The organism is Chryseobacterium sp. SSA4.19 (genome assembly GCF_022601875.1).
In the GTDB taxonomy this organism is placed as follows: Bacteria; Bacteroidota; Bacteroidia; order Flavobacteriales; family Weeksellaceae; genus Chryseobacterium.
Map to the genome: position 1 here is coordinate 1 of NZ_JAKVIP010000015.1, position 24,942 is coordinate 24,942.

Annotated in this window: 23 protein-coding genes; 13 read left to right on the top strand and 10 right to left on the bottom strand. The window is 37.4% G+C overall.

Annotated elements, in window-relative coordinates; translation table 11 throughout:
* Positions 1-199 precede the first annotated feature (199 nt).
* From MKJ01_RS11675 to topA, 10 genes are all read right to left on the bottom strand, one after another.
* Complete coding sequence (locus MKJ01_RS11675; protein WP_241614274.1) at positions 200-886, bottom strand: hypothetical protein; 687 nt, start codon at positions 884-886, stop codon at positions 200-202.
* 9 nt (positions 887-895) lie between these two features.
* Positions 896-1,756: a dTDP-4-dehydrorhamnose reductase gene (rfbD, locus tag MKJ01_RS11680; RefSeq protein ID WP_241614273.1), complete on the bottom strand. Its 861-nt coding sequence runs from the start codon at positions 1,754-1,756 to the stop codon at positions 896-898.
* Positions 1,756-2,241 carry a thioesterase family protein gene (locus MKJ01_RS11685; RefSeq protein WP_241614272.1) on the bottom strand — a complete coding sequence of 162 codons (486 nt, stop codon included), beginning with the start codon at positions 2,239-2,241 and terminating at the stop codon, positions 1,756-1,758. The genes rfbD and MKJ01_RS11685 overlap by 1 nt, the downstream gene beginning before the upstream one ends.
* Before the next feature lie 68 nt (positions 2,242-2,309).
* The gene (locus MKJ01_RS11690) at positions 2,310-2,813 is read right to left on the bottom strand and encodes an OmpH family outer membrane protein (protein ID WP_241614271.1); all 504 of its coding nucleotides are present in this window, start codon (positions 2,811-2,813) and stop codon (positions 2,310-2,312) included.
* A gap of 63 nt (positions 2,814-2,876) precedes the next feature.
* Complete coding sequence (locus MKJ01_RS11695; RefSeq protein ID WP_241614270.1) at positions 2,877-3,422, bottom strand: OmpH family outer membrane protein; 546 nt, start codon at positions 3,420-3,422, stop codon at positions 2,877-2,879.
* 8 nt (positions 3,423-3,430) lie between these two features.
* Positions 3,431-5,968, bottom strand: coding sequence for an outer membrane protein assembly factor BamA (gene bamA, locus MKJ01_RS11700; protein WP_241614269.1), 2,538 nt, complete (start codon positions 5,966-5,968; stop codon positions 3,431-3,433).
* Between the two features lie 27 nt (positions 5,969-5,995).
* Positions 5,996-6,745: an isoprenyl transferase gene (locus tag MKJ01_RS11705; RefSeq protein ID WP_241614268.1), complete on the bottom strand. Its 750-nt coding sequence runs from the start codon at positions 6,743-6,745 to the stop codon at positions 5,996-5,998.
* A gap of 1 nt (position 6,746) precedes the next feature.
* The gene (locus MKJ01_RS11710; RefSeq protein WP_241614267.1) at positions 6,747-7,640 is read right to left on the bottom strand and encodes a DUF6089 family protein; all 894 of its coding nucleotides are present in this window, start codon (positions 7,638-7,640) and stop codon (positions 6,747-6,749) included.
* A 289-nt stretch (positions 7,641-7,929) separates the two neighbouring features.
* Positions 7,930-9,000, bottom strand: coding sequence for a formimidoylglutamase (locus tag MKJ01_RS11715; RefSeq protein ID WP_241614266.1), 1,071 nt, complete (start codon positions 8,998-9,000; stop codon positions 7,930-7,932).
* 197 nt (positions 9,001-9,197) lie between these two features.
* On the bottom strand, positions 9,198-11,759 hold the full coding sequence (topA, locus tag MKJ01_RS11720; RefSeq protein WP_241614265.1) for a type I DNA topoisomerase: 2,562 nt from the start codon (positions 11,757-11,759) through the stop codon (positions 9,198-9,200).
* 633 nt (positions 11,760-12,392) lie between these two features.
* On the opposite strand from topA, the gene MKJ01_RS11725 reads away from it, so the two are divergent.
* The 13 genes from MKJ01_RS11725 to MKJ01_RS11785 all read left to right on the top strand — a co-directional run bounded on the left by MKJ01_RS11725 (position 12,393) and on the right by MKJ01_RS11785 (position 24,920).
* A complete protein-coding gene (locus MKJ01_RS11725; RefSeq protein WP_241632617.1) occupies positions 12,393-15,962 on the top strand; it encodes an MMPL family transporter in 3,570 nt (1,189 codons plus the stop codon).
* A gap of 42 nt (positions 15,963-16,004) precedes the next feature.
* Positions 16,005-16,919 (top strand): hypothetical protein, encoded by a 915-nt coding sequence (locus MKJ01_RS11730; RefSeq protein ID WP_241614263.1) that lies wholly within the window; start codon positions 16,005-16,007, stop codon positions 16,917-16,919.
* Position 16,920: 1 nt separating this feature from the next.
* Positions 16,921-18,060 (top strand): beta-ketoacyl-ACP synthase III, encoded by a 1,140-nt coding sequence (locus tag MKJ01_RS11735; RefSeq protein WP_241614262.1) that lies wholly within the window; start codon positions 16,921-16,923, stop codon positions 18,058-18,060.
* Entirely contained in the window at positions 18,060-18,491 is a 432-nt protein-coding gene (locus MKJ01_RS11740) for a hypothetical protein (protein WP_241614261.1), read from the top strand. Before MKJ01_RS11735 ends, MKJ01_RS11740 begins: the two co-directional genes overlap by 1 nt.
* Before the next feature lie 90 nt (positions 18,492-18,581).
* Positions 18,582-19,025: a hypothetical protein gene (locus MKJ01_RS11745; protein WP_241614260.1), complete on the top strand. Its 444-nt coding sequence runs from the start codon at positions 18,582-18,584 to the stop codon at positions 19,023-19,025.
* Between the two features lie 3 nt (positions 19,026-19,028).
* Positions 19,029-19,433: a hypothetical protein gene (locus MKJ01_RS11750; RefSeq protein WP_241614259.1), complete on the top strand. Its 405-nt coding sequence runs from the start codon at positions 19,029-19,031 to the stop codon at positions 19,431-19,433.
* Positions 19,433-20,428 (top strand): BtrH N-terminal domain-containing protein, encoded by a 996-nt coding sequence (locus tag MKJ01_RS11755; RefSeq protein ID WP_241614258.1) that lies wholly within the window; start codon positions 19,433-19,435, stop codon positions 20,426-20,428. Before MKJ01_RS11750 ends, MKJ01_RS11755 begins: the two co-directional genes overlap by 1 nt.
* A 2-nt stretch (positions 20,429-20,430) precedes the next feature.
* Positions 20,431-21,189, top strand: a complete 759-nt coding sequence (locus tag MKJ01_RS11760; RefSeq protein ID WP_241614257.1) for an ABC transporter ATP-binding protein — start codon at positions 20,431-20,433, stop codon at positions 21,187-21,189.
* The gene (locus tag MKJ01_RS11765) at positions 21,176-22,444 is read left to right on the top strand and encodes an ABC transporter permease (RefSeq protein WP_241614256.1); all 1,269 of its coding nucleotides are present in this window, start codon (positions 21,176-21,178) and stop codon (positions 22,442-22,444) included. The genes MKJ01_RS11760 and MKJ01_RS11765 overlap by 14 nt, the downstream gene beginning before the upstream one ends.
* On the top strand, positions 22,434-22,862 hold the full coding sequence (locus MKJ01_RS11770; protein ID WP_241632623.1) for a thioesterase family protein: 429 nt from the start codon (positions 22,434-22,436) through the stop codon (positions 22,860-22,862). The genes MKJ01_RS11765 and MKJ01_RS11770 overlap by 11 nt, the downstream gene beginning before the upstream one ends.
* Positions 22,859-24,019 (top strand): beta-ketoacyl synthase N-terminal-like domain-containing protein, encoded by a 1,161-nt coding sequence (locus MKJ01_RS11775; protein WP_241614254.1) that lies wholly within the window; start codon positions 22,859-22,861, stop codon positions 24,017-24,019. Before MKJ01_RS11770 ends, MKJ01_RS11775 begins: the two co-directional genes overlap by 4 nt.
* Positions 24,016-24,555, top strand: coding sequence for a hypothetical protein (locus MKJ01_RS11780; protein ID WP_241614253.1), 540 nt, complete (start codon positions 24,016-24,018; stop codon positions 24,553-24,555). The genes MKJ01_RS11775 and MKJ01_RS11780 overlap by 4 nt, the downstream gene beginning before the upstream one ends.
* 107 nt (positions 24,556-24,662) lie before the next feature.
* On the top strand, positions 24,663-24,920 hold the full coding sequence (locus tag MKJ01_RS11785; RefSeq protein WP_241614252.1) for a phosphopantetheine-binding protein: 258 nt from the start codon (positions 24,663-24,665) through the stop codon (positions 24,918-24,920).
* Positions 24,921-24,942 lie beyond the last annotated feature (22 nt).

Sequence of the window (24,942 nt, forward strand, 5' to 3'; positions counted from 1 at the left end):
ATGATCATATTACCAAAACCCTAGCCCCGATAGTAACGGTTACCCCGCAACAGGCAAGGCAAAGCAAAGGAACAGCACAGGAAAAACAAAGCGTGAGGAGTAATAGTGCATAGCGGGATGAAGCTCCTGATAAAAAAGACCTGAAAACTGAAATTCCAATTATTGTTTTGCAAAGTATTTCATAAAAGAAAAAGCAAAGTTAATAACCCTGCTTTTCTTTATTATATATTGTGCTTAAAAATTCCGCATAAGATTTTTCGAGACCGATGATATCCCCGCTTTTTAAGTTCAGTCCGCCGGCTCCTGTTTCATCAGCTTTTACTTTCGCAGATGATATTTGAAAATATTGATTTGATCTGCTTTCTTTTGGCTGAATTTTTATAGTGGATCCCAGAAGCTTTTTTGTTGATAAAGTATATATCTCTCCCGGAATTATTTCTACTGTAAAATAAGATCTTGGGGAAATCATATAATCTTTTTTATTTATCGCTATTTTCTGATCTTTATCTGAAGAAGCGAATACATATATATAGCCTTTTTGATTAATTAATTTTTCTTTCGGCAGATAATATAAACTCAATCTATAATTTGCCGGATTAAAGCCCTGAGGCGAACCGTCAATATTCTCAAAAGGCTTTAACGAAAACGTATTGGCTCCAATTTCCTTTGCTTTTTTATAAATTAATGAAAAAACTTCAGCATCTTCTTTTGAAAATCCCTGAACTTCTATTTCACCCAGATATTCAGCATCTTTTATTTCTTCGTTTATTTTATATAAGAATCTGTCTGTGCCATCATGTGTTTTTTCAACTTTTGTGAGATATACATTTTGCCCACTTACAAAGTGAATCAGAAAAATGAAAACGAAAGCGGTAAGATTTTTCATGTTGTTTTGTTATTGTGTAAGCTGGTTAACACATTCTTCTAGACTGTTTTCCCAATATTTAGGCTCTATTTTATAAATTTCTTCAATTTTATCAAGGCACATGGTACTTCTTCTCGGTCTCGTGGCCGGTGTCGGGTATTGTTCTGTTGTTAACGGATTTAATTTGACTGAAGAATTTGAAAATTCGGCAATTTTTCGGGCAAATTCAAACCAAGTGGTTTCCGGATAGTTAGAGAAATGGAAAATGCCATAGACTTTTTCAGGACTTTCAATAATTTCCATGATGGCTTCTGCCAAATCATTTGCATTGGTAGGCTGCCCAAACTGATCGGCTACAATTCCCAGTTCTTCTTTCTGAGAAAAAAGGTTCAACATGGTTTTAACAAAATTCTTATTGAATTCAGAATATAGCCAAGAAGTTCTCAGTATGATGGTTTCCGTATTTAAATCCAAAGCTAATTCTTCTCCTTTTAATTTTGATGCTCCGTACACTCCGTTCGGATTTGTAAAATCGTCTTCAGAATAACATAAATTGGTATCTCCGTCAAAAACATAATCTGTAGATACATGAATTAAAGTAGTATTATATTCTTTACAGGCTTTAGCCAGATGGGCAACACCGCCAGCATTTACCGCAAAGGCTTTATCCGTCTCCGTTTCCGCAAGGTCAACAGCTGTGTATGCTGACGCATTAATACAAAAGTCGGGTTTATGTGTATGAAAGAATTCATTGACTCCATTTTCATCTGTAATATCCAACGTCTGCGAATCTGTAAAAATAAATTCGTAGTCCAATTCAAAATCCGGAGCGATTTTTGTGATACAATTTCCTAATTGGCCGTTTCCTCCCGTTACTATTATTTTCTTCATTATGAATTTCTTGCGTTTTGTGATCTTAAAAATTTAACCCTTGACTGGAAATCTTTCTGTTCCAAATCTACATAAAACCGATTGAATGTTTCCCTTATTTCTTCCGGATGCACTTCAGACTTTCTGGTTTTAACATTAAAATAAATTACCGTTACCCACAATACGGCATGAACTGTTTTTTCATCCAGGCTTTTCATCAGGATCTCGACTTTGGATGTCCTGTCCTGAATATCGATGGTTTTACTGCTGATCACAACCGAAGTATTGTATCTGACTTCTTTCATGTAAGCGATTTCATTCTGAATGGCAATCCATGTACACCCTGTAAGTTTGGTGTATTCTTCATACGTAAAACCATAAAATTCTTCTACATGGTCTTCTCTGGCATTGAACATGTAATCGAGGTATTTTACATTATTCAAATGACCGATCGGATCACAATCACTAAATCTAACCTTTACCGTGGTTGATATTTCTTTTTCCATTCTGCAAAAATAAAAAAACCACCCTGATGAGAGGTGGTTATTTTATAAATGTTTGATAATTTCTAAAATTATTGAACGCCCAGTTCTTTCTTCACTGCAGGAGTCGCATCAGGACCTCCTTTGAATACGAAAGCTGAAGAGTTAGCATCCATAATATAATCGTACCCATTTGCTTTCGCCACTTTAGAAACAGCATCATTCAGCTTTTTCTCGATTGGTTCGTAAGCAGCATCCTGTTTTGCAACAAAATCTTTCTGAGCTTTGTCATTCATTTGCTGAATTTCTTCCTGCATTTTTGCCAATTCACCTTCTCTTGCTTTGTTTTCTTCAGCTGTTTTCTTAGGAGCTTCCTCAGAATACAACTTTAATTTAGCCTGACCAGCGTCAGCTTTCTTTTTGATTTCGGCTTGTTTAGTATCTAAATAAGCTTTAAGATCAGTATCTGCTTTTTTCTTTTCAGGCATTGCATTAAGAACACCTATAACATCTAAAGTAGCAATTTTTTGAGCCTTCGCCATACCTACTGATACAACCATCATTACCGCTGCAAATAATACACTTAATTTTTTCATAATTGGTAAAATAAATAATTTAATTTGTTTTTTAGATCTGTAAATGTAATAAAAGTTAAACTTTTATTTTTTGGTTTTCGTTTTTTCTTTTTTGTCGGTATCTTTTAATAAGATATCCAGGACTTTATCTGAGTAATCAAATCTTTTCTGAAGAAAAATCACATTGTTACTCGTTTTATCGAGAACCATACCCAAACCGTTTTTTTCAGACATTGTTTTTATCGCTCCCCAGATCTGGTCCTGAAAAGGCTGTACAAGATTTGTCCTCAGCTTTTTAATTTCTCCTGTAGCTCCGAAGCGCAAACTTGTTGTGGTTTTGATATTCTTTTCCAGATCCATTACTTCTTTTTCCCTGAGCTTCAGCTGGTCACCGATCAGAAGAACTTTTTCACTTTCGAAAGCAGATCTTTTACGTTCGTATTCAGACTGAAGGCTCTGAAGCTCAGACTGCCATGTGTCGATCTGTGCGTTTAATCGTGCTTCAGCTTCTTTATATTGAGGCATTTTATTCAATATATATTCAGTATCCACAACGCCAACTTTCTGTGCATTGCTTAGACCGAAAAGCAGGAATAATACGAATGAGAAAACAATTCTTAGGTTTTTCATAATATGAATTATAATGATTGGTTCATCAAGAAGTGGGTCTTCCATCCGGAAGGCTCGGTTCCAGTAACTGTTTTGTCGAATCCGTAAGCAAAGTCAAATCCAATCAAACCAAATGCTCCCATATACACTCTTACCCCAACACCAATTGATCTTTTTAACTGGAAAGGATTATAACTTCCCCAAGAATTCCAAACATTACCTCCTTCAGCAAATGTCAGTGCATAAATTTTTGCCGTCTGGTTCAATGAAATCGGATATCTTAGTTCTAACGTAAATCTGTTGTAGATAGTACCTCCACCTGTTGGCGTAATATCTTCAGAAGTTCCTCCGTAAGTAGACGCATTTTCGTACCCTCTTAACGGGATCAATTCCCTACCGTCATATCGTCCTCCGAATAAACCGGTACCTCCTACATAAAATCTTTCAAATGGCGGAGCTCCCAATTCCTTGTTGTATCCGTCCATGAATCCCATCTCGGCAGAAGATCTCAACACCAATTTACCAACAATTTCATTGTAGACATCAGCTTTGAACTTTACCTTATAGAATTCCATCCATTTATATTTCTCCGTTGGCGTCATTGTAGAATAGTTTTTATTGCTAAACAATGAGTATGGTGGAGTGAATTTTACCGAAACATCAATATTAGAACCTGATGTAGGGAAAATAGGATCAACCCCTGCAGAGTTTCTGCTTAGCCCTAAATTGATGCTGAAGTTGTTTGCAGTACCATAATTTTCCGTAACTCCTCCGAAATCGAAAGGATAGTTTTGAAAGTCATACTTCTGAAACTGAAGACCTGTATATAAGGAGAAATAATCATCCGGCCATCTCAGATATCGGTTTAATCCTACTGAAGCAGAGAAAATATTCAGCTTCTGAGAAGATCCGAACTGATCGGAATATTTCACCCTTGAATTATTCAAACTCACAGAAAGTGCGGTAGGTCTTGTTCCGAATAGCCACGGTTCTGTAAATGACACTCCATAATTCTGGAAGTATTGTCCTGCCTGAGCCTGAAGGGAAAGCGTCTGCCCGTCACCCTGAGGAACCGGCTTAAAATCTTTGAACTTCAGGAAGTTCTTTAGTGAGAAGTTATTGAACGTTAATCCCAATGTTCCGATAAAGCTGTTACCTCCGTAACCGGCCTGTAACTGTACTTGAGAAGATCCCTTTTCTACCAGCTTCCAGTTGATATCTACTGTATTATCCTGCTGGTTCGGCTGGATGTCCTGACCTACCTGTTGCGGATCAAAGAACTGCATCCCGGCTAAATCAAAATAAGTTCTTTTAATATCACTTTTAGCAAAAAGGTTTCCCGGTTTGGTTCTTAAAGCTCTAAGGATTACATGATCATGGGTAGTGACGTTCCCTTCCCATGTTACTTTATTCCATGTTGCTTTTTCTCCTTCATTGATCCGGATTTCCAGATTGATCTTATCACCGTTTACCGATTTTTCTACGGGTGTTACGTTAGAGAAAAGATAACCGTTATTCATATACATCGATTTGATGTCTGAATCATCTTCTTTTCCACCATCCTCACCTACTTTTTTATTGAATCCTACGGCATCGTAGATATCTCCCTTTTTGTATCCCAATAATCTCTGAAGATATTCGGTAGGATATACGGTGTTACCAGTGAAAGTAATATCACCGATATAATATTGTTTTCCTTCGTTAAGTTTTACATTGATTTCGTAATTGTTTCTTTTATTCCTCCATACGGAATCTGAAACAATAGCAGCGTCTCTGTACCCTAAAGAGTTATAATAGCTGATCAGGTTTTGTTTATCTTCCTGGTATTTTCCTTCAATAAATTTTGAAGATTTCAAGATACCGCCGATCCCGAATCTTTTCTGCTTGGTTTCCTTAAAAGCTTTTTTTCTTAGCTTTCTGTCCGTTACTGCCTGATTTCCTTCAAATTCGATGTGATCGATTTTGATTCTTTTTCCTTTATCTACATTAATTGTCCAGTCTACCAAATTAGGATCTCCTGCATTTACTTTGTCCTGAATGGTAATTTTCGCATCCGCATATCCTTTTTTGATATAGTCTTTAGGAATATTTGTTTTAAGACTTGAAACTAAATTCTGGGTAATTTTAGTTCCGGGCTTCAGATTGTTATCTTTAGCCATTTTCTCATTCTTCGATTTACCGATTCCTTTTCCGGTGAATTTCACTTCACCAAGATCTTTAAGATCCTGAAGGTAAAAACGTAAAATAATGGTTTCGCCTTCAATACTCTGCACGTATACTTCCACCTCAGAAAAAGACTGGGTGTCCCAAAGTTTTTTTACAGCATTGCTGATTTTCTGTCCCGGAATGTCTACCGTTTCCCCTTTTGATAATCCTGTAAATCTCAGAATCTGAGCCGGCGTATATTTTTTAACCCCATCTACAACGATGTCTTTCAGAGTGTATGTTCCTGCCTGGTTTTCTGCATGTACAGAATTGCTTACCTGTGTGCTGTCCTGTGGAGTTACCTGTCCATAAAAATGTGCAGAAGCAACAAACATAATGATGGGTAATAGTCTAAACTTCATTTTTTATCGTAGTCTTTCTTTTCTTAATTACTGGATTTTTATTTGTTCACCGGTCATTCCGAATCTTCTTTCTTTGTTTTGATAATTCACAATACACTGGAAGAAAATATCTTTTGTGAAATCCGGCCACAGAACATCTAAAAACTGCAGTTCTGCATAGGCGATCTGCCAAAGGAGGAAATTACTGATTCTGATTTCGCCGCTGGTTCTTATTAAGAGATCAACAGGCGGCAAATCTTTTGTATAGAGGTAACTTTCGAATAATTTTTCATCAATGTTTTCTACATCTACCCTACCTTCTTTTACGTCTTCACTTATGTTTTTTATGGCATTCAGTATTTCATTTTGGGAACCATAGCTGATTGCCAGTACTAAATTCCCTTTTGTGTTTTCTTTTGTAAGTTCCATCACGCGAAGCAGCTGATCCTTCACAAGTGATGGTAATTTTTCCAGGTTCCCGATAACGTGCATTCTTAAACCTTTACTGAAGATTTCTTCCGCCTCCAGCAATAATGTTTCTACCAGTAAATTCATTAATGTATTTACTTCTTCAGCGGGACGGCTCCAGTTTTCCGAAGAAAAGGTGTACAGCGTTAGATAGGGAATATGCACTTCATTACATGCATTAATGGCATTCCTTACCGCATTAATGGCATTCCGGTGGCCGAAGGTTCTTTCTTCACCACGGGATTTCGCCCATCTTCCATTACCATCCATGATGATTGCAACATGCTTTGGTAAATTTTCAGGATCTATTTTATCTTTTATCAACGACATATTAATCACAATAACACGGAGGTCTTCCAAATGAATACGTCAACCCTAAACTTACGGTATTCATCCAGTCTTTAGACTTCAGGTCTCCTATATTTCTATCTCCTATAATGGCAGCTTCCCGTTCTTTAGAAACTACATAATATGCATCAGTCTGAAGCAACGAACCACCAGTAACAGGACTTAAAATATCTCCGTTATAAGTAGCCACCACATCTTTGTTCAGAATTTTGCTGTAGTCCAGCTGGTCGGTTAATGTATACCTAAATGTAGCTTCAGCAAAAATTGCCCAACTATAATTAAACTTATATTTTAAGCCTACCCCAAAAGGTATGTGCATTGTTGTCTTTGTACCGGTAGAGTATACGGCCGTAGTTGTAAAATCCAACTCATTGACAGGAGCCAGGGCAACACCGTCCGCATCTCTTTTGAAGTCATTGATCATTGTTGCTTTCGGAGCATCAAACATTAATGCACCTACCCCACCGAAAATATATGGGCTTACCATACCTTTCTGTTCATTATTTACTGGAAAGAAATTATATTCGAAAACCAAACTTGCTTCATAAACATTATTTTTCCCGTACGAGCCTCTGTTTCTTCTGTATTCCTCTTTAGCAGCCCTATCACTAAACTGAATCTGGTTATAGCCGAGATCCAGTCTCACAGTCTGATGAGGATTAAAATTAAATCTATATAAAATACCTCCATAAAACGGCAATCCATAATCTGATGCTTTACTTACATTATATGGCTTTTGTAAAATATAATTCGTTCTCCCTATATCCCCAACTAGGTTACTCATACCTAGACGAACTCCAAGTTCGTTTCTTTGAGCTTTAACACTTACCACAGTTCCTAGGGCGGCAAGGAAGCTAAACAATAATTTTCTATTCATAAAAGAATATAGATTTATGGTTATTTTAAAATTTAATTTTTGCAAATATAAAACATTTTTATATTAAAGATAATCTTAATGCTTAGTTAAAAATAAACAAAAAAACATAATTTGTTATAAAGTAAACGACAAACTCGCCAAATTATTCTTTTTTTAATAGATCAATATTAGCATTACAGAAATAACCCCATTAATGAGGGCTTAAAAGTATTATTTTTTATTGGATATATCCTTTGCTTTTAATCTTAATTCTACTAAAGAAGGTTCAAAAATAAATAAGCATTCCGTTTTACATTTTCGTAAACCGTGTACTGAGCCATCCTTTCTTTGCCTCTTCAAAATCTTTTCTGGAACAAGGAATGCAGTTTTCAATATTTTCATCATCTCCAAAATACCACAGATTGCTGAACGTATCACGCTTGAAGGCATATTGACGGTCTTCTACCAGTACATAAAAAACTTCATAAGACCTTTCTTTGGGATGAGACCGCTGAATATTGATTCCTTCCGCCAGATACCAGATCATCTGCGCAAGAAGCTGGTGATTCAGCTGGTTTCCTGAATAAATATTATAATTAAATATTCCGACAGATTTCAGATTTTCGCTTAGTCCTATTTCTTTCATGTAAGCACAGATTTCCCTTCTGTTTAATCCATTTACCTGTGGATTTATGGAAAATGGTTCGCTGAAGCTTTCGATGGCATCACAGTTTACGGTAACCAAATCGGCTTTCCTGAAAAAAGGTTCTGTTTTTTCCGTGGAATTCATCATCTCCGCCAACCGGACAATATCAAATTCAACTTCCCTGATCAGCCGAACAGAGTCGGTTTCATTCAAGTGTTTCTGATACCCCAAATGATGATAATTTTTAATAGAGAAATTCTTCGAGCCTAAAATTTTGCCTAAAAAAGTATATTCATTGATCGCCTCACCCTGCTTCAGAGAAATAATATTGCTGATTTGAGTGTAATTAATATGATTCTGATGAAGATTTAATGCAGAAAAGAGCGAAAAAGCAAAATCGTTAGAACCTCCGATTACAACAGGGATTGCCCTTCTCTGATGACAAGCTGACATTATTTCCTGCAGAATATAATGGGAATCCTGAACCGACTTCCCTGAAACCAAATCACCAAGGTCGACTACAGGAATTTCAAAATCCAGCTGTGATAATCTATAAAATTCTTTCCTGATTCCCGTAAAATCCTGTACTTCCGCATTGCCATTGGCCCCGCGGTAATCTGAGACGAAGAGAAGTACAATACTGTCTTCTTTTATATTTTTTGTAATCCGGCTACCGATCTGCCAATTTTCTGTTTTGAAATTTCTTGGCGAAATAATAAAATCTTCAAAATCCATATATCAGAATGGGGTAATTTTAATCTTATAATTATTTTTTAAATAACGAAATCAATGTTATCCGTAATCTTTATTTAAGTACCGGATAATATTTCCGCAAACATACAAAAACCTCAGCGAGTCAGGATCCTTGTACAGTATTATTAATAAAAAACCGTCAACAAACTGTCAACGGTTACTATTATTATGTCCAATATCTATTTCTTTTTTACAGCTGTTTTCTTTGCTGTTGCCGTTTTCTTTGTAGTGGCTGCCTTTTTTGCGGCAGGCTTTTTCTTTTCTGCAAAAGCTTTAGGATCCTGATCGGTGATCCATTTTTTCACTTCTTCCAAAGAAACTTCTTTCAGTTCTTCTGCATCATATTTTGTATCGTCTTTCTTTTTCGGGATCTTAAACATGGCTTTCCCGAATTTTAAAAAAGGTCCCCATCTTCCGTTTTCAATAGAAATTTTTTCTTTTTCCCATTGCTGGATATATCGGTTCGCCTCTTTTTCCAGCTTGGCATCAATTAATTCATCAATATCACTTTGAGAAAGATAATCAAAATTATACCTTTTCGGAACATTAATAAAGAGGTCTTTATACTTAATAAACGGGCCGAATCTCCCGGTTCCTTTGGTTACCGGATCTCCTTTATAAGCCGCAATCGGAGCATCTGCCAGTTTCTTTTCATTAATAATTTCTTCTGCACGTTTCTGATCTACAGAAAGCGGATCTTCTCCTTTCGGGATACTGATGAAGGTTTCTCCCCATTTTACATACGGACCGAATCTTCCGACCCCTACTGAAACAGGCTGCCCGTCTACTTCATTCAGATCAAAAGGAAGTTTGAACAGTTCCATAGCCTCTTCAAACGTAATCGTTGCGATATTCTGGCCAGTCATTAACGAAGCAAAAATTGGCTTCTCTTCGTCATCCGTTTCACCGACCTGAATCATCGCCCCAAATCTTCCGATTCTTGCATGTACATTTTTTCCGGTTTTCGGATCCACTCCCAAAAACCGCTCTCCGGTGGCTCTTTCTGCATTTTCTTCTACATCCTCAATCCTCGGATGGAATTTTGAGTAAAAATCCGTCATCATTTCCTTCCACTTCTGGTCGCCATTCGCAATTTCGTCAAAACTTTCTTCAACTCTTGCGGTGAAACCGTAATCCAGGATTTCTTTGAAATTATCTGTTAAGAAATCACTTACCACTTCTCCTGTGTCCGTAGGAACGAATTTATTTTTATCCCCTCCGAATTTTTCTTCAACGACTTCTTTTTTGATTTTATCTTTTACCAAAGACATTTTTACCACTTCACGGATCTGTGGTTCAATTTCTCTTTTATCGACATATTCACGGTTCTGAATCGTCTGAATCGTCGGAGCATAGGTTGACGGTCTTCCAATCCCCAACTCTTCCAGCTTTCTCACCAGCCCGGCTTCCGTATATCTTGCGCTCGGCCTTGTGAACTTTTCTGTTGCCGTAATTTTTTTATAATCTAAAACCTCCCCTACCTTTACTTTCGGAAGCAGCTTTTCGTTATTTTCTTCATCGTCGTCTTCTGCCTTTACAATTCCATAAGCTTTTAAGAACCCGTCAAAAATAATGACTTCACCCTGTGCTTCAAAATTCTGCGGCAGTCTTGCGTTTCCTATCTCAATAACTGTTTTCTCAATCTTGGCATTCGCCATCTGAGAAGCCAGTGTTCGCCTGTAAATTAACTGATACAATTTATTCAGCTGGACATCCCCGATACTTTTGACACTGAAATCGGTCGGGCGGATCGCTTCGTGGGCTTCCTGTGCAGATGCGGATTTCGTCGTATAATTTCTTGGTGCCGAATACTCCGCTCCATACTCTGAAGTAATCTGGTTTCTTGCCCCCTCAATAGCTTCCCGGGAAAGATTTACGGAGTCTGTTCTCATATACGTAATATACCCTTCTTCATATAATCTCTGGGCAATACGCATGGTATTGGTTACATTATACCCAAGTCTGGATGAAGCTTCCTGCTGCAAGGTAGACGTGGTAAAAGGAGCGGAAGCAGAACGTGTTCCGGGTTTAGTTTCAACATTGAGTACTTTAAATTCCGTAGCTTTTGCCAGTTCAAGAAATTTTTCAGCCTCTTCTTCTTTATTGAAGTCTTTTTTAAGTTTCGCAGCAATTTCCTGTTGGGCATCATTTAAAAAAACACCTTCAAGCCTGAAGCTTGCTTTCGCAACAAATTCACGGATTTCTTTTTCTCTTTCAACAATCAGCCTTACTGCTACTGATTGCACTCTTCCCGCTGACAGTCCCGGCTTTACTTTTTTCCAGAGCACGGGTGACATTTCAAATCCTACGATTCTGTCCAGCACTCTTCTGGCCTGCTGTGCATTGACCAGGTTCTGATCAATATCCCTGGGATTGTCAATGGCTTTCAGAATGGCATTTTTCGTAATCTCGTGGAAGACAATTCTTTTACGGTTTTCCGGTTTCAGTTTTAACTCGTCTGACAAATGCCAGGCAATAGCTTCCCCTTCTCGGTCCTCATCGGAAGCCAACCACACCATATCGGCTTTCTTCACAGCAGCTTTCAGTTCAGTAACCAGTTTCTTTTTGTCTGCAGAAACCTCGTAATCGGGACTGAATGTAGCCAGGTCTATTCCCATTCCTTTCTTAGGCAGATCCCTGATGTGTCCGAAACTGGATTTCACATCAAAATCTTTTCCTAAATACTTCTGAATAGTTTTTGCCTTAGCCGGTGATTCTACGATTACTAAATTTTTCGACATTCTAAAATTTTTGCAAAAGTAAAGTTTTTTTATCAGATAGATTTTTTTATTACATTTTATTTAGAAACAAGAATAGCACAATAAGTGCGATTACAGAATTATCCCTTTTGCAGAATATTGATGTTACCATCTTATCTTTATAGTTAATAAAAAAGAATAATTCACCGTCTAAAATACAATCTTATTTAAATTAAATCTCGTTTAAATCTTTATATGCTGTCTTATTGTATTAATACGATAAAGTATATATTGATACGTATCAATATATAGTTCGGCAAATAGACAGGCTGCATAAGTACGGATAAAACAAATCACAATTGCAAATAAAATAGATGGTATCTTTTAAAAATTTAGAAATTTTAAATAATACATACTAAATAAAACCATAATTAATTTTGACATTATACTCTAATCCTCACTTATTATAGCTCTTTTGTACGTATTCAGTAGTTTATTATAACCTATTGTTATTCTTCAGCGAAAAGTTAGTGTTAAAACTTTTTGAACTCATCATGAAAAAATTAAATTTGCAACTTGATTTACCATGGAATGCATCGTTTCTTTATTTCTTTATATTATCTAATCTCCAGAAACAGGCTTCTTTCTGTATTTTTTACAGTTGGAATAGCAGTTTTGTGCATATTTTTTGCCTCAAAAATCAATTTCGAAGAAGACATTAACCAGATTATCCCTAAAAATGAAAAATCGGATCTTACAGCTAAGGTTTTAAAGCAGCTTAACTTTTCAGATAAGATCATTGTTATTATTGAAAATAAATCTACAGAAAACAGTTTTCAGCTTTCTGAAACAGCTGATGCTTTTTTGAAGAAAATACAGCCGCTGCAACAATACATCGGTTCGGTCCAGGGCAAAGTAAATGATAATGAAATATCGGAAACCTTTGATTTCGTCAATCAGAATCTTCCGTTATTTTTAGATGAAAGGGACTATAAGGAAATTGACAGAAAACTTCAGAAAGACAGCATTGCAAAGCAGGTGGAAAACAATTACATTGCCCTTTCTTCACCGACAAGCCTGGTAACAAAAGAATTTATCAAGAAAGATCCCCTGGGAATCACTTTCTTAGGGATTAAAAAACTTAATGCGCTAAATATCAGCAAAGATTTCAAACTTGAAGACAGCTATATCGTCACAAAAGATGGGAAGAACCTTCTTCTTTTTATTGATCCGAAAAACAAGAGCAATGACACCAAGAACAATGAAGCTTTTATAAATGAACTGAATGAAATAAAAACTCATCTTAACCAACAGTTTAAAGGAAAGACGGAAATCAGCTATTTCGGCTCACCGGTAATTGCCGTGGCCAATGCCCAGCAGATCAAAAAAGACATACAGAACACGGTGATTATTTCTATGACCGTCCTTCTGATTCTTCTGATTTATTATTTCAGGAATATCTTTACTCCGATTATCGTTTTCCTTCCGACTGTTTTTTCGGTGTTACTGGCCCTACTGATTCTATATTTTATTAAAGATAAAATCTCAGCAATTTCACTCAGTGTCGGCGCCATCCTCATCGGAATCACTATTGATTATGCGTTGCACATCCTAACTCATTACAAACATAATAACAATATTGAAGAACTTTATAAGGAAATTACACAGCCTATTATATTAAGCAGTGCGACAACAGCTGTTTCTTTTCTGTGCCTGGTCTTTGTCCGTTCGGAAGCGCTGAAAGACCTTGGCCTTTTCGCTGCTATCACAGTCATCCTGTCTGCAGTGAGTGCTCTGATTATCGTTCCTCAACTATATACACCGAAAGTAAAGGAAAATAAAGTCAGCACGAATTTCATTGATAAAATCGGATCTTATCCTTACGAAAAAAACAAGCCTTTGATTATCGGCTGTTCCGTCATTATTATTGCATGCCTTTTCGGGTTCAGGCACGTCGGCTTTAATGAAGACATCGGCGATTTGAATTATATTCCGAAAGATTTAAAAATAAGCGAAGCAAAACTCCAGAAGCTGTCTGATATCACGTCAAAATCCATCTATACGATTTCTTACGGAAATTCAGAGGAAGAAGCACTGATGAGAAACTCCCAATTGAGCCGGTTTCTGGAAAAAGAAAAAGAACAGGGGAAAATTTTAAGCTATAATTCCCTGGGAAATGTAGTTTTATCTGAAAAAGACCAGCGAAAAAAGATTGAGGCATGGCAAAAATTCTGGAATACTGATAAAAAAAACCAGACCATTTCTGAATTAACAGATAACGGTAATAGGTTCGGGTTCAACAGTTCGGCCTTTGATCAGTTTACTGAAAACCTGAATAAGCCTTATGCTGCTTTAAGCCTGAAAGACTATGAAAAAATAAAAGCTTTACAGATTTCTGAATTCTTAAGCCAGGAGAATGGTTTTTATACGGTTTCCAATGTAGTAAAGGTAGATGAAACAAAAAGAGATGCGTTTATTCGGGATGTTGAAAAGAACCATGATGCACTGGCTATTGACCGACAGCAGATGAATGAGAATTTTTTAGGCCTGCTGAAAAGAGATTTCAACACCCTGATCAATTACTCACTTCTGGCGATTGTTTTAACCATCATCGTTTTCTTCAGGAATTTTGAATTAACAGTATTAACAATGTTCCCGATTGTCCTGACCGGAGTGGTCACTGCAGGGATCCTGTATTTCTTAGGATTGGAATTAAATATTTTCAGCACAGTGGTCTGCACCTTGGTCTTCGGAGTAGGAGACGATTTCAGCATCTTCCTGACACAAGCTATGCAAAAGGAACATACGACTGGGAAGAATGAGCTTCCAACGTATAGAACTTCTATTATTCTGGCTGTTTTCACCACCATTCTGTCCATCGGCTCACTGATTTTCGCAAAGCATCCGGCTTTACATTCTCTGGCTTTAGTGGCATTAATAGGAATGTTTTCCGTGATCATCATTACCTCAACACTATATCCGTTCTGGTTCAGGCTGTTGATTACCAACAGGGCAAAGAAAGGGCTGTCGCCCATTACATTCAGATTATTTGTACACGCGGTGATCTCTTTTTTATATTACGGTTTGGGAGGCTTGTTTTTTTCCCTGTTCGTCAGCCCTTTCACCAGGAATTCCAAAGGAAGGACACTAAATTTTATCAAACTAATTCTAGCGCGGTTTTTAACTTCTGTGTTATTTACGAATCCATTTGTAAAGAAAAAGATCATTAAAAATACGAAAGAAGATTTCACCAAACCTGCTGTGATCATTGCCAACCATACTTCTTTTCTGGATACGTTAGCCATTTCAATGGTTACCCATAAAGTCATCTATCTGGTTAATGACTGGGTCTATCAATCACCTGTTTTTGGAAGAATCGTAAGAGCATTGGGGTTTTATCCCGTTTCTCAGGGCATTGAAAACGGAATGGAACAATTAGAAAGAAAAATAAATCAGGGATATTCACTGGTTGTTTTTCCGGAAGCGGAACGTTCTTACAACAGCAATGTCAAAAGATTCCATAAGGGAGCATTCTATCTTGCGGAACAATTCGGACTAGACATTCTGCCGCTTTATATCCATGGAAACTCTGAAGTATTGCCAAAAGGGGATTTTATTATTTATGACGGGTCGATCACCGTAAAAGTGGGCGAGAGAATCATGAAAGAGGATGTGAACTTCGGGAGGAATTATTCTGAAAGAACAAAGAAAATCAATGCCTATTTCAGGAATGAATTTACCAGACTGAGAACAGAACTCGAGGACGAGAATTATTTTAAAAAGACGTTGTTCTTAAGTTTCCTGTATAAAGATGTTGAGGTTGTTAAAGAGGTAAAACAGGATTTCAACCGTAACAAGTCTGTTTATTTTGAATTAAATAAGCATATTCCAAAGGATGCGAATATTTTGCATGTGGCGGATGATTTCGGGCAAAAAGATATCCTGATGACACTTCAACAACCGGGAAGAACCATTGTCAGCTGTATAAAAGATCCTGAGAAAAGAGAGATTGCCCGTCAGAATTATCTGGTAAAGAGAAGAAAAATCAGGTATACGGCCGATACGAATGAGATTAATAAAAAAATTGATGTGCTGCTGATTTCTGATCATCAGTTCAGCATCAGCGAAATAACATCTCTGCCGGAAACGGTTATTTTTATGAATGCAGGAAATAACTCATTAGACATAGCAGGTTACCGCCTGAAATATGATACCGAATCTTTAAAAGTATTTAGTTCTGAATAATAAATATGAAAATCATATTTTTGTAACCGGAAAAAAGAATTAATGAAAAAAAATATACTTGTACTGTATTATACACAGTCGGGACAATTGGAAGATATTGTAAGAAATATTGCCCAGCCGTTTGAAAATAAAAACAGCAAATACGAGGTAACCTATTACAATATCCAACTTAAGGAAGATTTTCCTTTTCCCTGGCCCGGCGATGTATTCTTCAACACCTTCCCGGAATCATACCTGCAGATCCCGAGTGAAATTCTTCCCCCTCCGGATGAGGTTCTGAACAGGAAATTCGATCTGATCATTTTCGGATATCAGGTTTGGTATCTGACCCCCTCCATCCCTACCATTTCATTTCTGAAAAGTAAATATGCAGAAGGTATTCTGAAAGACACACCTGTCGTTACCGTTTCAGGTACGAGAAATATGTGGATGCTTTCCCAGGAAAAATTAAAAGTATATTTAAAAGATTTAAAAACACCATTAGTAGGGAATATTGCTCTGGTAGACCGGCATGACAATTATACCAGCGTATTGACCATTCTTCGATGGATGACCACCGGGAAAAAAGAAAAATCAGGAGTTCTTCCGGCAGCCGGAGTTTCAGATGAAGAAATTGCAGGTTCGGCAAAGTACGGAACAATCATAGAAAAACATTTATCTGAACATACTTTATCAGATTTGCAGCCTGAACTGGTAAAAAACGGTGCGGTAGAAATCAGGGCTTTTCTGGTAAGAGTGGAAAAAGTAGGAAACAAAATTTTCACGGTGTGGTCCAACCTCATCATCAGGAAAAAAGAAAAACGACCATTGCTGATTAAATTCTTTAAGGTATATTTGATGGCTGCGATCTGGATTATTTCACCCATCGTATTGGTTTTACACCTGCTGACAACACCCATTTTCTGGTTTAAAAGAAAAAAACAAAGAGAGTATTTACAAGGAATTAATTTAAAATAGAATGTACGACGTATTTATAACAAAAGCATCAACATACTTGCCGAATGAGCCGGTTTCAAATGATGAAATGGAAACGTATCTTGGTTATATAAATGGCGCAAAATCTAAAGCCAAATCAATTATTTTAAGAAACAATAAAATTGTTACGCGATACTATGCTTTAGATAAAGAAGGGAATCCTACCCATACCAATGCACAGATTGCTGCAAATGCCGTAGAAGGACTTTTTGATGAAAAATTCACCAAAGAAAATATGGAACTGCTTTCCGCAGGAACCTCTTCTCCGGATCAGATTCAGCCTTCACATGCATCTATGATTCACGGGGAACTGAATATGAACAAGTCTCTGGCGGTTAATACGGCATCCGGGCTTTGTAATTCCGGAATGAACGCATTAAATTATGGTTTTTTATCCGTAAAAGCAGGGGTTCATAAAAATGCAGTCTGTGTAGGTTCTGAAAGGATGTCTGCATGGATGACGGCAGATAAATTCAACCATGAAGCAGAAAACCTTTTGCTGCTGGAAGAAAGACCGATTATCGCTTTCAAAAGGGAGTTCCTAAGATGGATGCTTTCTGACGGGGCAGGAGCTTTCCTGTTAGAAGATAAGCCCAGAGAGGATGAGGTTTCTTTGAAAATAGAATTCATTGACTTTTATTCTTACGCTCATGAAATAGAAGCATGTATGTATGCTGGCACTGAAAAGCAGGAAGACGGAAGCCTGAAATCATGGGCTGATTATCCGTCTGATGAATGGCTGAAACAATCCATATTTGCCCTAAAGCAGGATACCAAACTTTTGGATCAGTATATTCTGGTAAAAGGTGCTGAAAGTTTAAGGTCTTCCTTTGATAAACATAACCTTGATCCTGATACGGTGGACCATGTATTGGCCCATATCTCTTCAGGATATTTTAAAGAAGGACTGAAAAATGAATTTGCCAACGTAGGGCTCGATTTCCCTTGGGAGAAATGGTTTTATAACCTTTCTGAAGTAGGAAACATCGGAGCAGGCTCTATTTTTATTGCGTTAGAACAGCTAATGAATTCCGGAAGATTGAAAAAAGGAGAAAAAGTACTTCTCTGCGTTCCGGAAAGCGGGAGATTTTCTTATTCTTGTGCCCTGTTAACGGTTTGCTAATGGAGAAAAGACTGCCTACTTCTGACCAGAATTTTGTAGAAAGCCTGATTCCTCAGCGTTTCCCTTTCGTCATGGTCAGCAGCATTGCTGATTACACTGAAAATCAACTGATTTCAGGACTTCATATACATGAGGAAAATATTTTTGTTCATAATGGGATTTTCCAGGCTTCGGGCTTAATAGAACATCAGGCACAGAGTGTAGCGTTACACACAGGCTATAAGTTTTACCTGCTTGGAAAAGAAGCTCCTACAGGCTATATCGGAGCCATCAAATCTTTTGAGGCCTATGTATTGCCTGAAACAGGAGATCTTCTTAAGACAGAAGTAAAGATCCTGAACGAAATCATGGGCGTGACATTAGTGGATGCTGTTACAAAACTTAACGATGAAGTTATTGCAGTATCTCAGATGAAAACGGTTGTAAAATAAACAGTAAAGTGTAATCCATTGCTCAACGAATATTTTTGATTCATTAAAGCAATCCGGAAAACTATATGTTTTTGTGATTAAAAAATAAAGATGGAAATCAAGGAAGAAAACCTCATCAACATTCATAATTTCCTTCCGCATCGCGACCCGATGCTGATGACAGATTATATTCTGGAATTGACCCGGGAGAAAGTAGTCACTTCCTTCGATATTCTGGAAGACAATATCTTTGTTCACAACCGTCAATTTATCGAAGCAGGCCTGATTGAAAATGTAGCTCAAACCTGCTCTTCAATTTTAGGGCAAAGCTTTTTTGAAAATCCTGAAACAGACACAAAGGTGATCGGTTTTATTACCAATATTAAAAAAATTGAAGTTTTTGCGTTGCCGAAGGTTGGCGACAGGATTATTTCTAAAGCATCCCTGATCTCCCAATTTGAAAATATATGCCAGATATTTTGTGAGACCTTTAATCATGATGACCTGTTGATACGTGCAGAGATTAACCTGTTTATCCAAGAAGTAAAGCATTAATACATGAAGAAACAAGATCTTCCCCAAGACGAGAGCAATCTGAAATCCGCCAACATGACGGAAGTCTTATATGTAACTGATGAAAACGATAATTATACAACAGCCAACAGCATTGGCTGGGACGCTAAAAAAGCAGCCTTAGACGAGTCGATGGAGCTGATCCATGAAAGGATTGAAGAAGCAAGACAAAATGTGGCAGCTCATAAAGTGAGTCCGATTATCTATTTTATGGAACTTAACAAAATGGACCCTCAGGTTCTGGCAGCCTATGTAGGAATGTGGCAATGGCGTGTTAAGAGACACACAAAACCCAAAATATTTAAAACACTAAGCGAATCCGTACTGAAAAAATATGCCGATGCTTTCGGAATTTCAGTGGATGAATTAAAAAATTTCGACGGAAAATAATGGAACTTAATTTTGAACATCACCAGACAGCACATTGCGAAAACGGTGTTGCCTCCAACTTATTATTAAATAAGGGGCTGAAGCTCAGCGAACCTATGATTTTCGGAATAGGCTCCGGACTTTTCTTCGTGTATTTGCCTTTTTTAAAAGTTAATTTTGCTCCTGGGTTCAGCTACCGTCCCATGCCGGGAGCCATTTTCAGCAAGGCCGCCAAAAGACTGGGCATTAAAATTAAAAGAGAAAAATTTTCAAATCCTGCAGAAGCCCAGAAAGCCTTGGAAAGAAATTTAAACAATAATGTTCCCACAGGTTTACAGGTAGGCGTTTTTAACCTTACCTATTTTCCTGAAGAATATAAATTCCACTTCAATGCTCATAATTTAGTCGTTTATGGAAAAGAAAACGGAAAATTCCTGATCAGTGATCCTGTGATGGACTATACGACAACGCTTACAGAAGCAGAGCTGGAAAAGGTAAGGTACGCCAAAGGAGCACTTCCTCCAAAAGGCCATATGTACTACCCTACTTACATTCCTGAACATGTCAACCTGGAAGAAGCCATAAAAAAAGGGATCAGGGATACCTGCAAAAACATGCTCGCTCCTGTACCGATTATCGGTATTAAAGCAATGCGCTGGGTCGCTAAAAGCATTCCCAAATGGGCTGAGAAAAAGGGAACAAAAACTACCAACCATTATCTTGGACAGCTGATCAGGATGCAGGAAGAGATCGGTACCGGCGGAGGTGGATTCCGGTTTATTTACGGTGCTTTTTTACAGGAAGCCGCCGTGATTCTTAAAAACGATCAGCTTAAAGAACTTTCCAGGGAAATTACCACAATTGGTGATCTCTGGAGAGATTTTGCCGTAGATATTGCGAGAGTATATAAAAACAGGAACTCAAAAAGTGACATCTATAATAAGCTTTCAAAATCAATGCTTCATATTGCAGATCTGGAAGAAGCTTTTTATAAAAAACTGAGAAAAGCAATCTGATCATGGCAGAACACAGCATTGAGATTAAAAATTTATATAAAAAATATAAAAATGCAGAAGATTTTTCAGTGAATGACATCTCCCTGAATATTGACAGAAATGAAATTTACGGAATCTTGGGGCCTAACGGAGCCGGAAAGACGACCTTGATTTCGATGCTTTCAGGACTGATAAAACCTACTTCAGGACATTTTACCATTTATGGGCTGTCACCTCAGAAAGACGGTTTTAAATTAAGACAGATCATAGGAATCGTCCCTCAGGAATATGCAGTATATCCAACTTTAACTGCCCGGGAAAATTTAATGTTTTTCGGAAGCCTGTACGGATTAAGCCATAAAAAATTAAAAAATGCCATTGATGAATCTCTGGAGATTATGGGTTTATCTAAGTTCGCAAATAAAAAGGTAGAACAGTTTTCCGGAGGAATGAAGCGCCGCTGCAACCTGATTGCAGGAACACTACATAATCCGAAAGTCTTGTTTCTTGATGAACCGACCGTCGGCGTTGATGTACAGTCTAAAAAAGTAATTATCGATTATCTTAAAGACCTGAATAATAAAGGAACATGCATAATCTATACGTCGCACCATCTTTCAGAAGCAGAAGAATTCTGTACGAAAATTGCGATTATCGATCACGGAAAAATCCATGCTACCGGAACACCGGAAGAACTGGTGAACCGGGTTTCCAATGCTGAAAATCTCGAGGATGTTTTTATTTCATTAACCGGAAAAGAATTAAGAGATGTTGTTGTATAAATTGTGGAGAAGCTTTATTAAGGAAATCCTTTTACTGAAAAGGGACATCGGAGGAATCGTCATTATTTTCGTAATGCCGCTCTTGCTGATCATTACCATTACATTAATTCAGGATTCTACTTTTAAAAACCTGGAAGGATCAAAAATTCCGATTATTTTCATTGATCATGATAAATCTGAGATTTCAAAAAGTATAAAGCACGAACTTGAAACCAGTAAGACATTTGAATTGCTGACAGATTATAATGAACAATCTGCCCAGGATGCTGTTTTTTCAGGAGATTATCAGATGGCCATCGTGATTCCTGAAAATTTAACGAAAGACTTAAATTCAAATATTGATTCCAAAGTCCAGACCATTGTAAGTTCATTCGGGCTGGAAACGGATTCTGCCCATGTTAAAAAAATAATCTCCAAAACAAAAGATATCCATCTGTATTTTGATCCTGCAACCAATGTCGGTTTTAAAAACAATGTGATGAATGCTGTGAATAAAATGATTTTTGAGATTGAAAATAAAAAAATCTATAAAGCATTTCAGGACCAGCTGGGAACAACTGAAAATCTCCAGGAAAATAAAAATCTAATCAGTTTTAAAGAAATTACTCCGAAAAAAGGAAATATGGATGTCATGCCGAATTCGGTTCAGCATAATGTACCGGCCTGGGCACTGTTTGCGATTTTCTTCATTGTCGTTCCTCTGTCTATCAATTTAGTAAAAGAAAAAAGCCAGGGTACGAGTGTAAGAGCGAGAATCAGCCCGACTCCTTACTTTGTGCATATTTTAGGAAAAACATTTACTTACCTGATCATCTGTGTCATTCAGTTTCTGCTGATGGTGGCTGTGGGTATTTATCTTTTCCCTTATATGGATTTACCACAGTTCGATGTCACCGGAAAAATGTTCCAGCTCATTGTGGTCACTATTTTTGCGGGATTGGCAGCGATTGGCTTTGGGGTCTTGTTAGGTACGATTGCTGACACTCAAGAACAGTCTGCACCTTTTGGAGCCACTTCCGTAGTGGTTTTGGCAGCGATCGGAGGAATTTGGGTTCCCGTATTCCTGATGCCGGAATTTATGCAGAATATTGCAAAGTTCTCTCCGATGAACTGGGGGCTAAATGCCTATTATGATATCATTTTAAGAAACAGTGGGATCGTAGGAATTGCCAAAGAACTTATTTTCTTATTTTTATTCTATATAGCCATGGTGGCTATTTCATTATTTTATGAAAGGAAACAAAATGCAGTCTAAAGAAAATATACTAAGCTGTACTGAAGAAGTCCGGGTACGGTTCAACGAGACAGACCCACTGGGAATTGTCTGGCATGGACATTATATCGTGTATTTTGAAGACGGAAGAGAAGCTTTCGGAAGACAGCATGGCCTGACCTATCTGGATATTCAGCAAGCAGGATATGTAACACCGATTGTAAAAAGCACCTGTGAACATTTCCTTCCTTTAAAATATGGAGAAACATTCAATATTGTGACGACTTTTGTAAATTCAACTGCGGCAAAACTGATTTACCGGTATGAAATTTTTAATGCAGACAATAAATTAGTTTGTTCAGGAGAAACCGTTCAGGTGTTTCTGGATGCTGATAATAATCTATGTCTTTATAATCCTGAGTTTTTTCAGGCCTGGAAAGACACAATGGGACTGTCATGACAAAGGAAGTTTACATCACGGATTATAACTGCGTCACTCCTTTAGGTTTTGATGTACAATCCAACTGGAAAGCTCTTCTGGAAGGAAAATCAGGAGTTGCTTCCCATACAATTATGGAAAACCATGAAGCTTTTTATGTTTCGAAAATTGATTCTGAAAAACTGAATAGCGAATTCAATCAGTCTTTCAATGAACTTCAGAATGGCGATTCAGGTTTCACAAGACTGGAAAAAATGTTTCTGCTGAGCCTTAAACCATTGATAGAAAGACAAAATATTTCAGAAGAAACAGTATTAATTTTATCAACGACAAAAGGCAATATCAGTTTATTAAAAAACCAGGCTGCTTTACCGGGAGCCGTTTACCTTTTCCATCTGGCCCGGAAGATAGCCGGTTTTTTCGGCTTTAAAACAAAACCTATTGTCATTTCCAATGCCTGTGTTTCAGGGGTCATGGCCATTGCTGTGGCTAAAAACATGATCCAGGCCGGAAGATATAAAGATGCTTTTGTGATTGCCGGAGATGAAATTTCAGAATTTGTTATTTCGGGGTTCAATTCTTTTCAGGCTATTGCAACAGGACCCTGCAGACCCTATGATAAAAACCGCAATGGAATCAACCTTGGTGAGGCCACAGCTGCAGCATACATTACTTCAGAATTAAACCAAACCGTAAAATTTAAGTTTAAAATTTCAGGTGACTCTGCCATCAACGATGCGAATCACATTTCCGGCCCCTCAAGGACAGGTGACGGATTATATGCAAGCATCAAAAATGCAATGAAAGAGGCGAATGTTTCTGCCGAACAAATTGATTTTATTTCAGCTCACGGAACCGCAACATTATACAATGATGAAATGGAGGCGATTGCTTTCAACAGAATGGAATTGCAGAATGTTCCGCTGCACAGCATGAAAGGATATTACGGGCACTGTTTGGGCGCGTCTGGTTTACTAGAAAGTATTATTTCAATGGAAAGTGCTGTGAATAACATACTGATTCCTTCTAAAAATTTTAAAGAACCGGGAACTTCCCAGCTTCTGAATATTATTACAGAAAACCAGCCGGCAGATATCAGATATATTTTAAAAACAGCTTCTGGTTTTGGCGGTTGCAATGCGGCTATTGTTTTGGAAAATATTAAGATGACATCATGAGGAAGACAGGTATTTGCATCATAGAACACTCAAAAATCATTGTTGACAAACAAATCATTTTTGAAAACCAGGCAGAAAATTTTTCAGATTTCGCAAAAGAAGCCTATAAAAATTTAGGGATTAATTATCCTAAATTTCATAAAATGGATAACCTGAGCAAGCTGGCATTTCTAGCTTCTGAAATGATCCTGAAAAATGAAGACCACAGCAGAACCGCCCTTGTTTTTGCCAATACATCATCAAGTTTGGATACAGACTCCAAATATCAGGAAAGCATTAATTCGCCGGAAAACTATTTTCCCAGCCCTGCTGTTTTTGTATACACGCTGCCCAATATTTGTGTTGGAGAAATCAGCATCAGGCATAAAATGCAGACTGAAAATGCATTTTTTGTCTTGGATGAATTTGATGAAAACTTTTTAAATTTATACGCAGGACAGGTTTTACAGTCAGGAAAGGCTGAAAAAGTACTCTGCGGATGGGTCGAACTATATCAGGAAAGTTATAATGCTTTCGTATATTTGCTGACTATGTAATCTAACAATATAAAAATGTACCGGTTTACCAATTTTTAAATAATGCAGATAACTATTATTACACTGCTAAGCGGGTACATTGATACATTATAAATGAAATTTATTTTATGGAAAACTTAAGAGAAGAATTAAAACACAAAATTGTTGAAGTCCTTAACCTTGAAGATGTAGCTGTGGAAGAAATCAAAGATACGGATCCATTATTCGGAGGCGGTCTTGGATTGGATTCTATCGATGCTCTTGAACTGATTGTTCTTCTTGATAAAGAATATGGGATTAAATTGGCGGATCCTAAAAAAGGAAAGGAAATTTTCACGTCTATCGATACAATGGCAAAGTTCATTGAAGAGAACAGAACAAAATAATTCAATCTGACAATGTATTCAA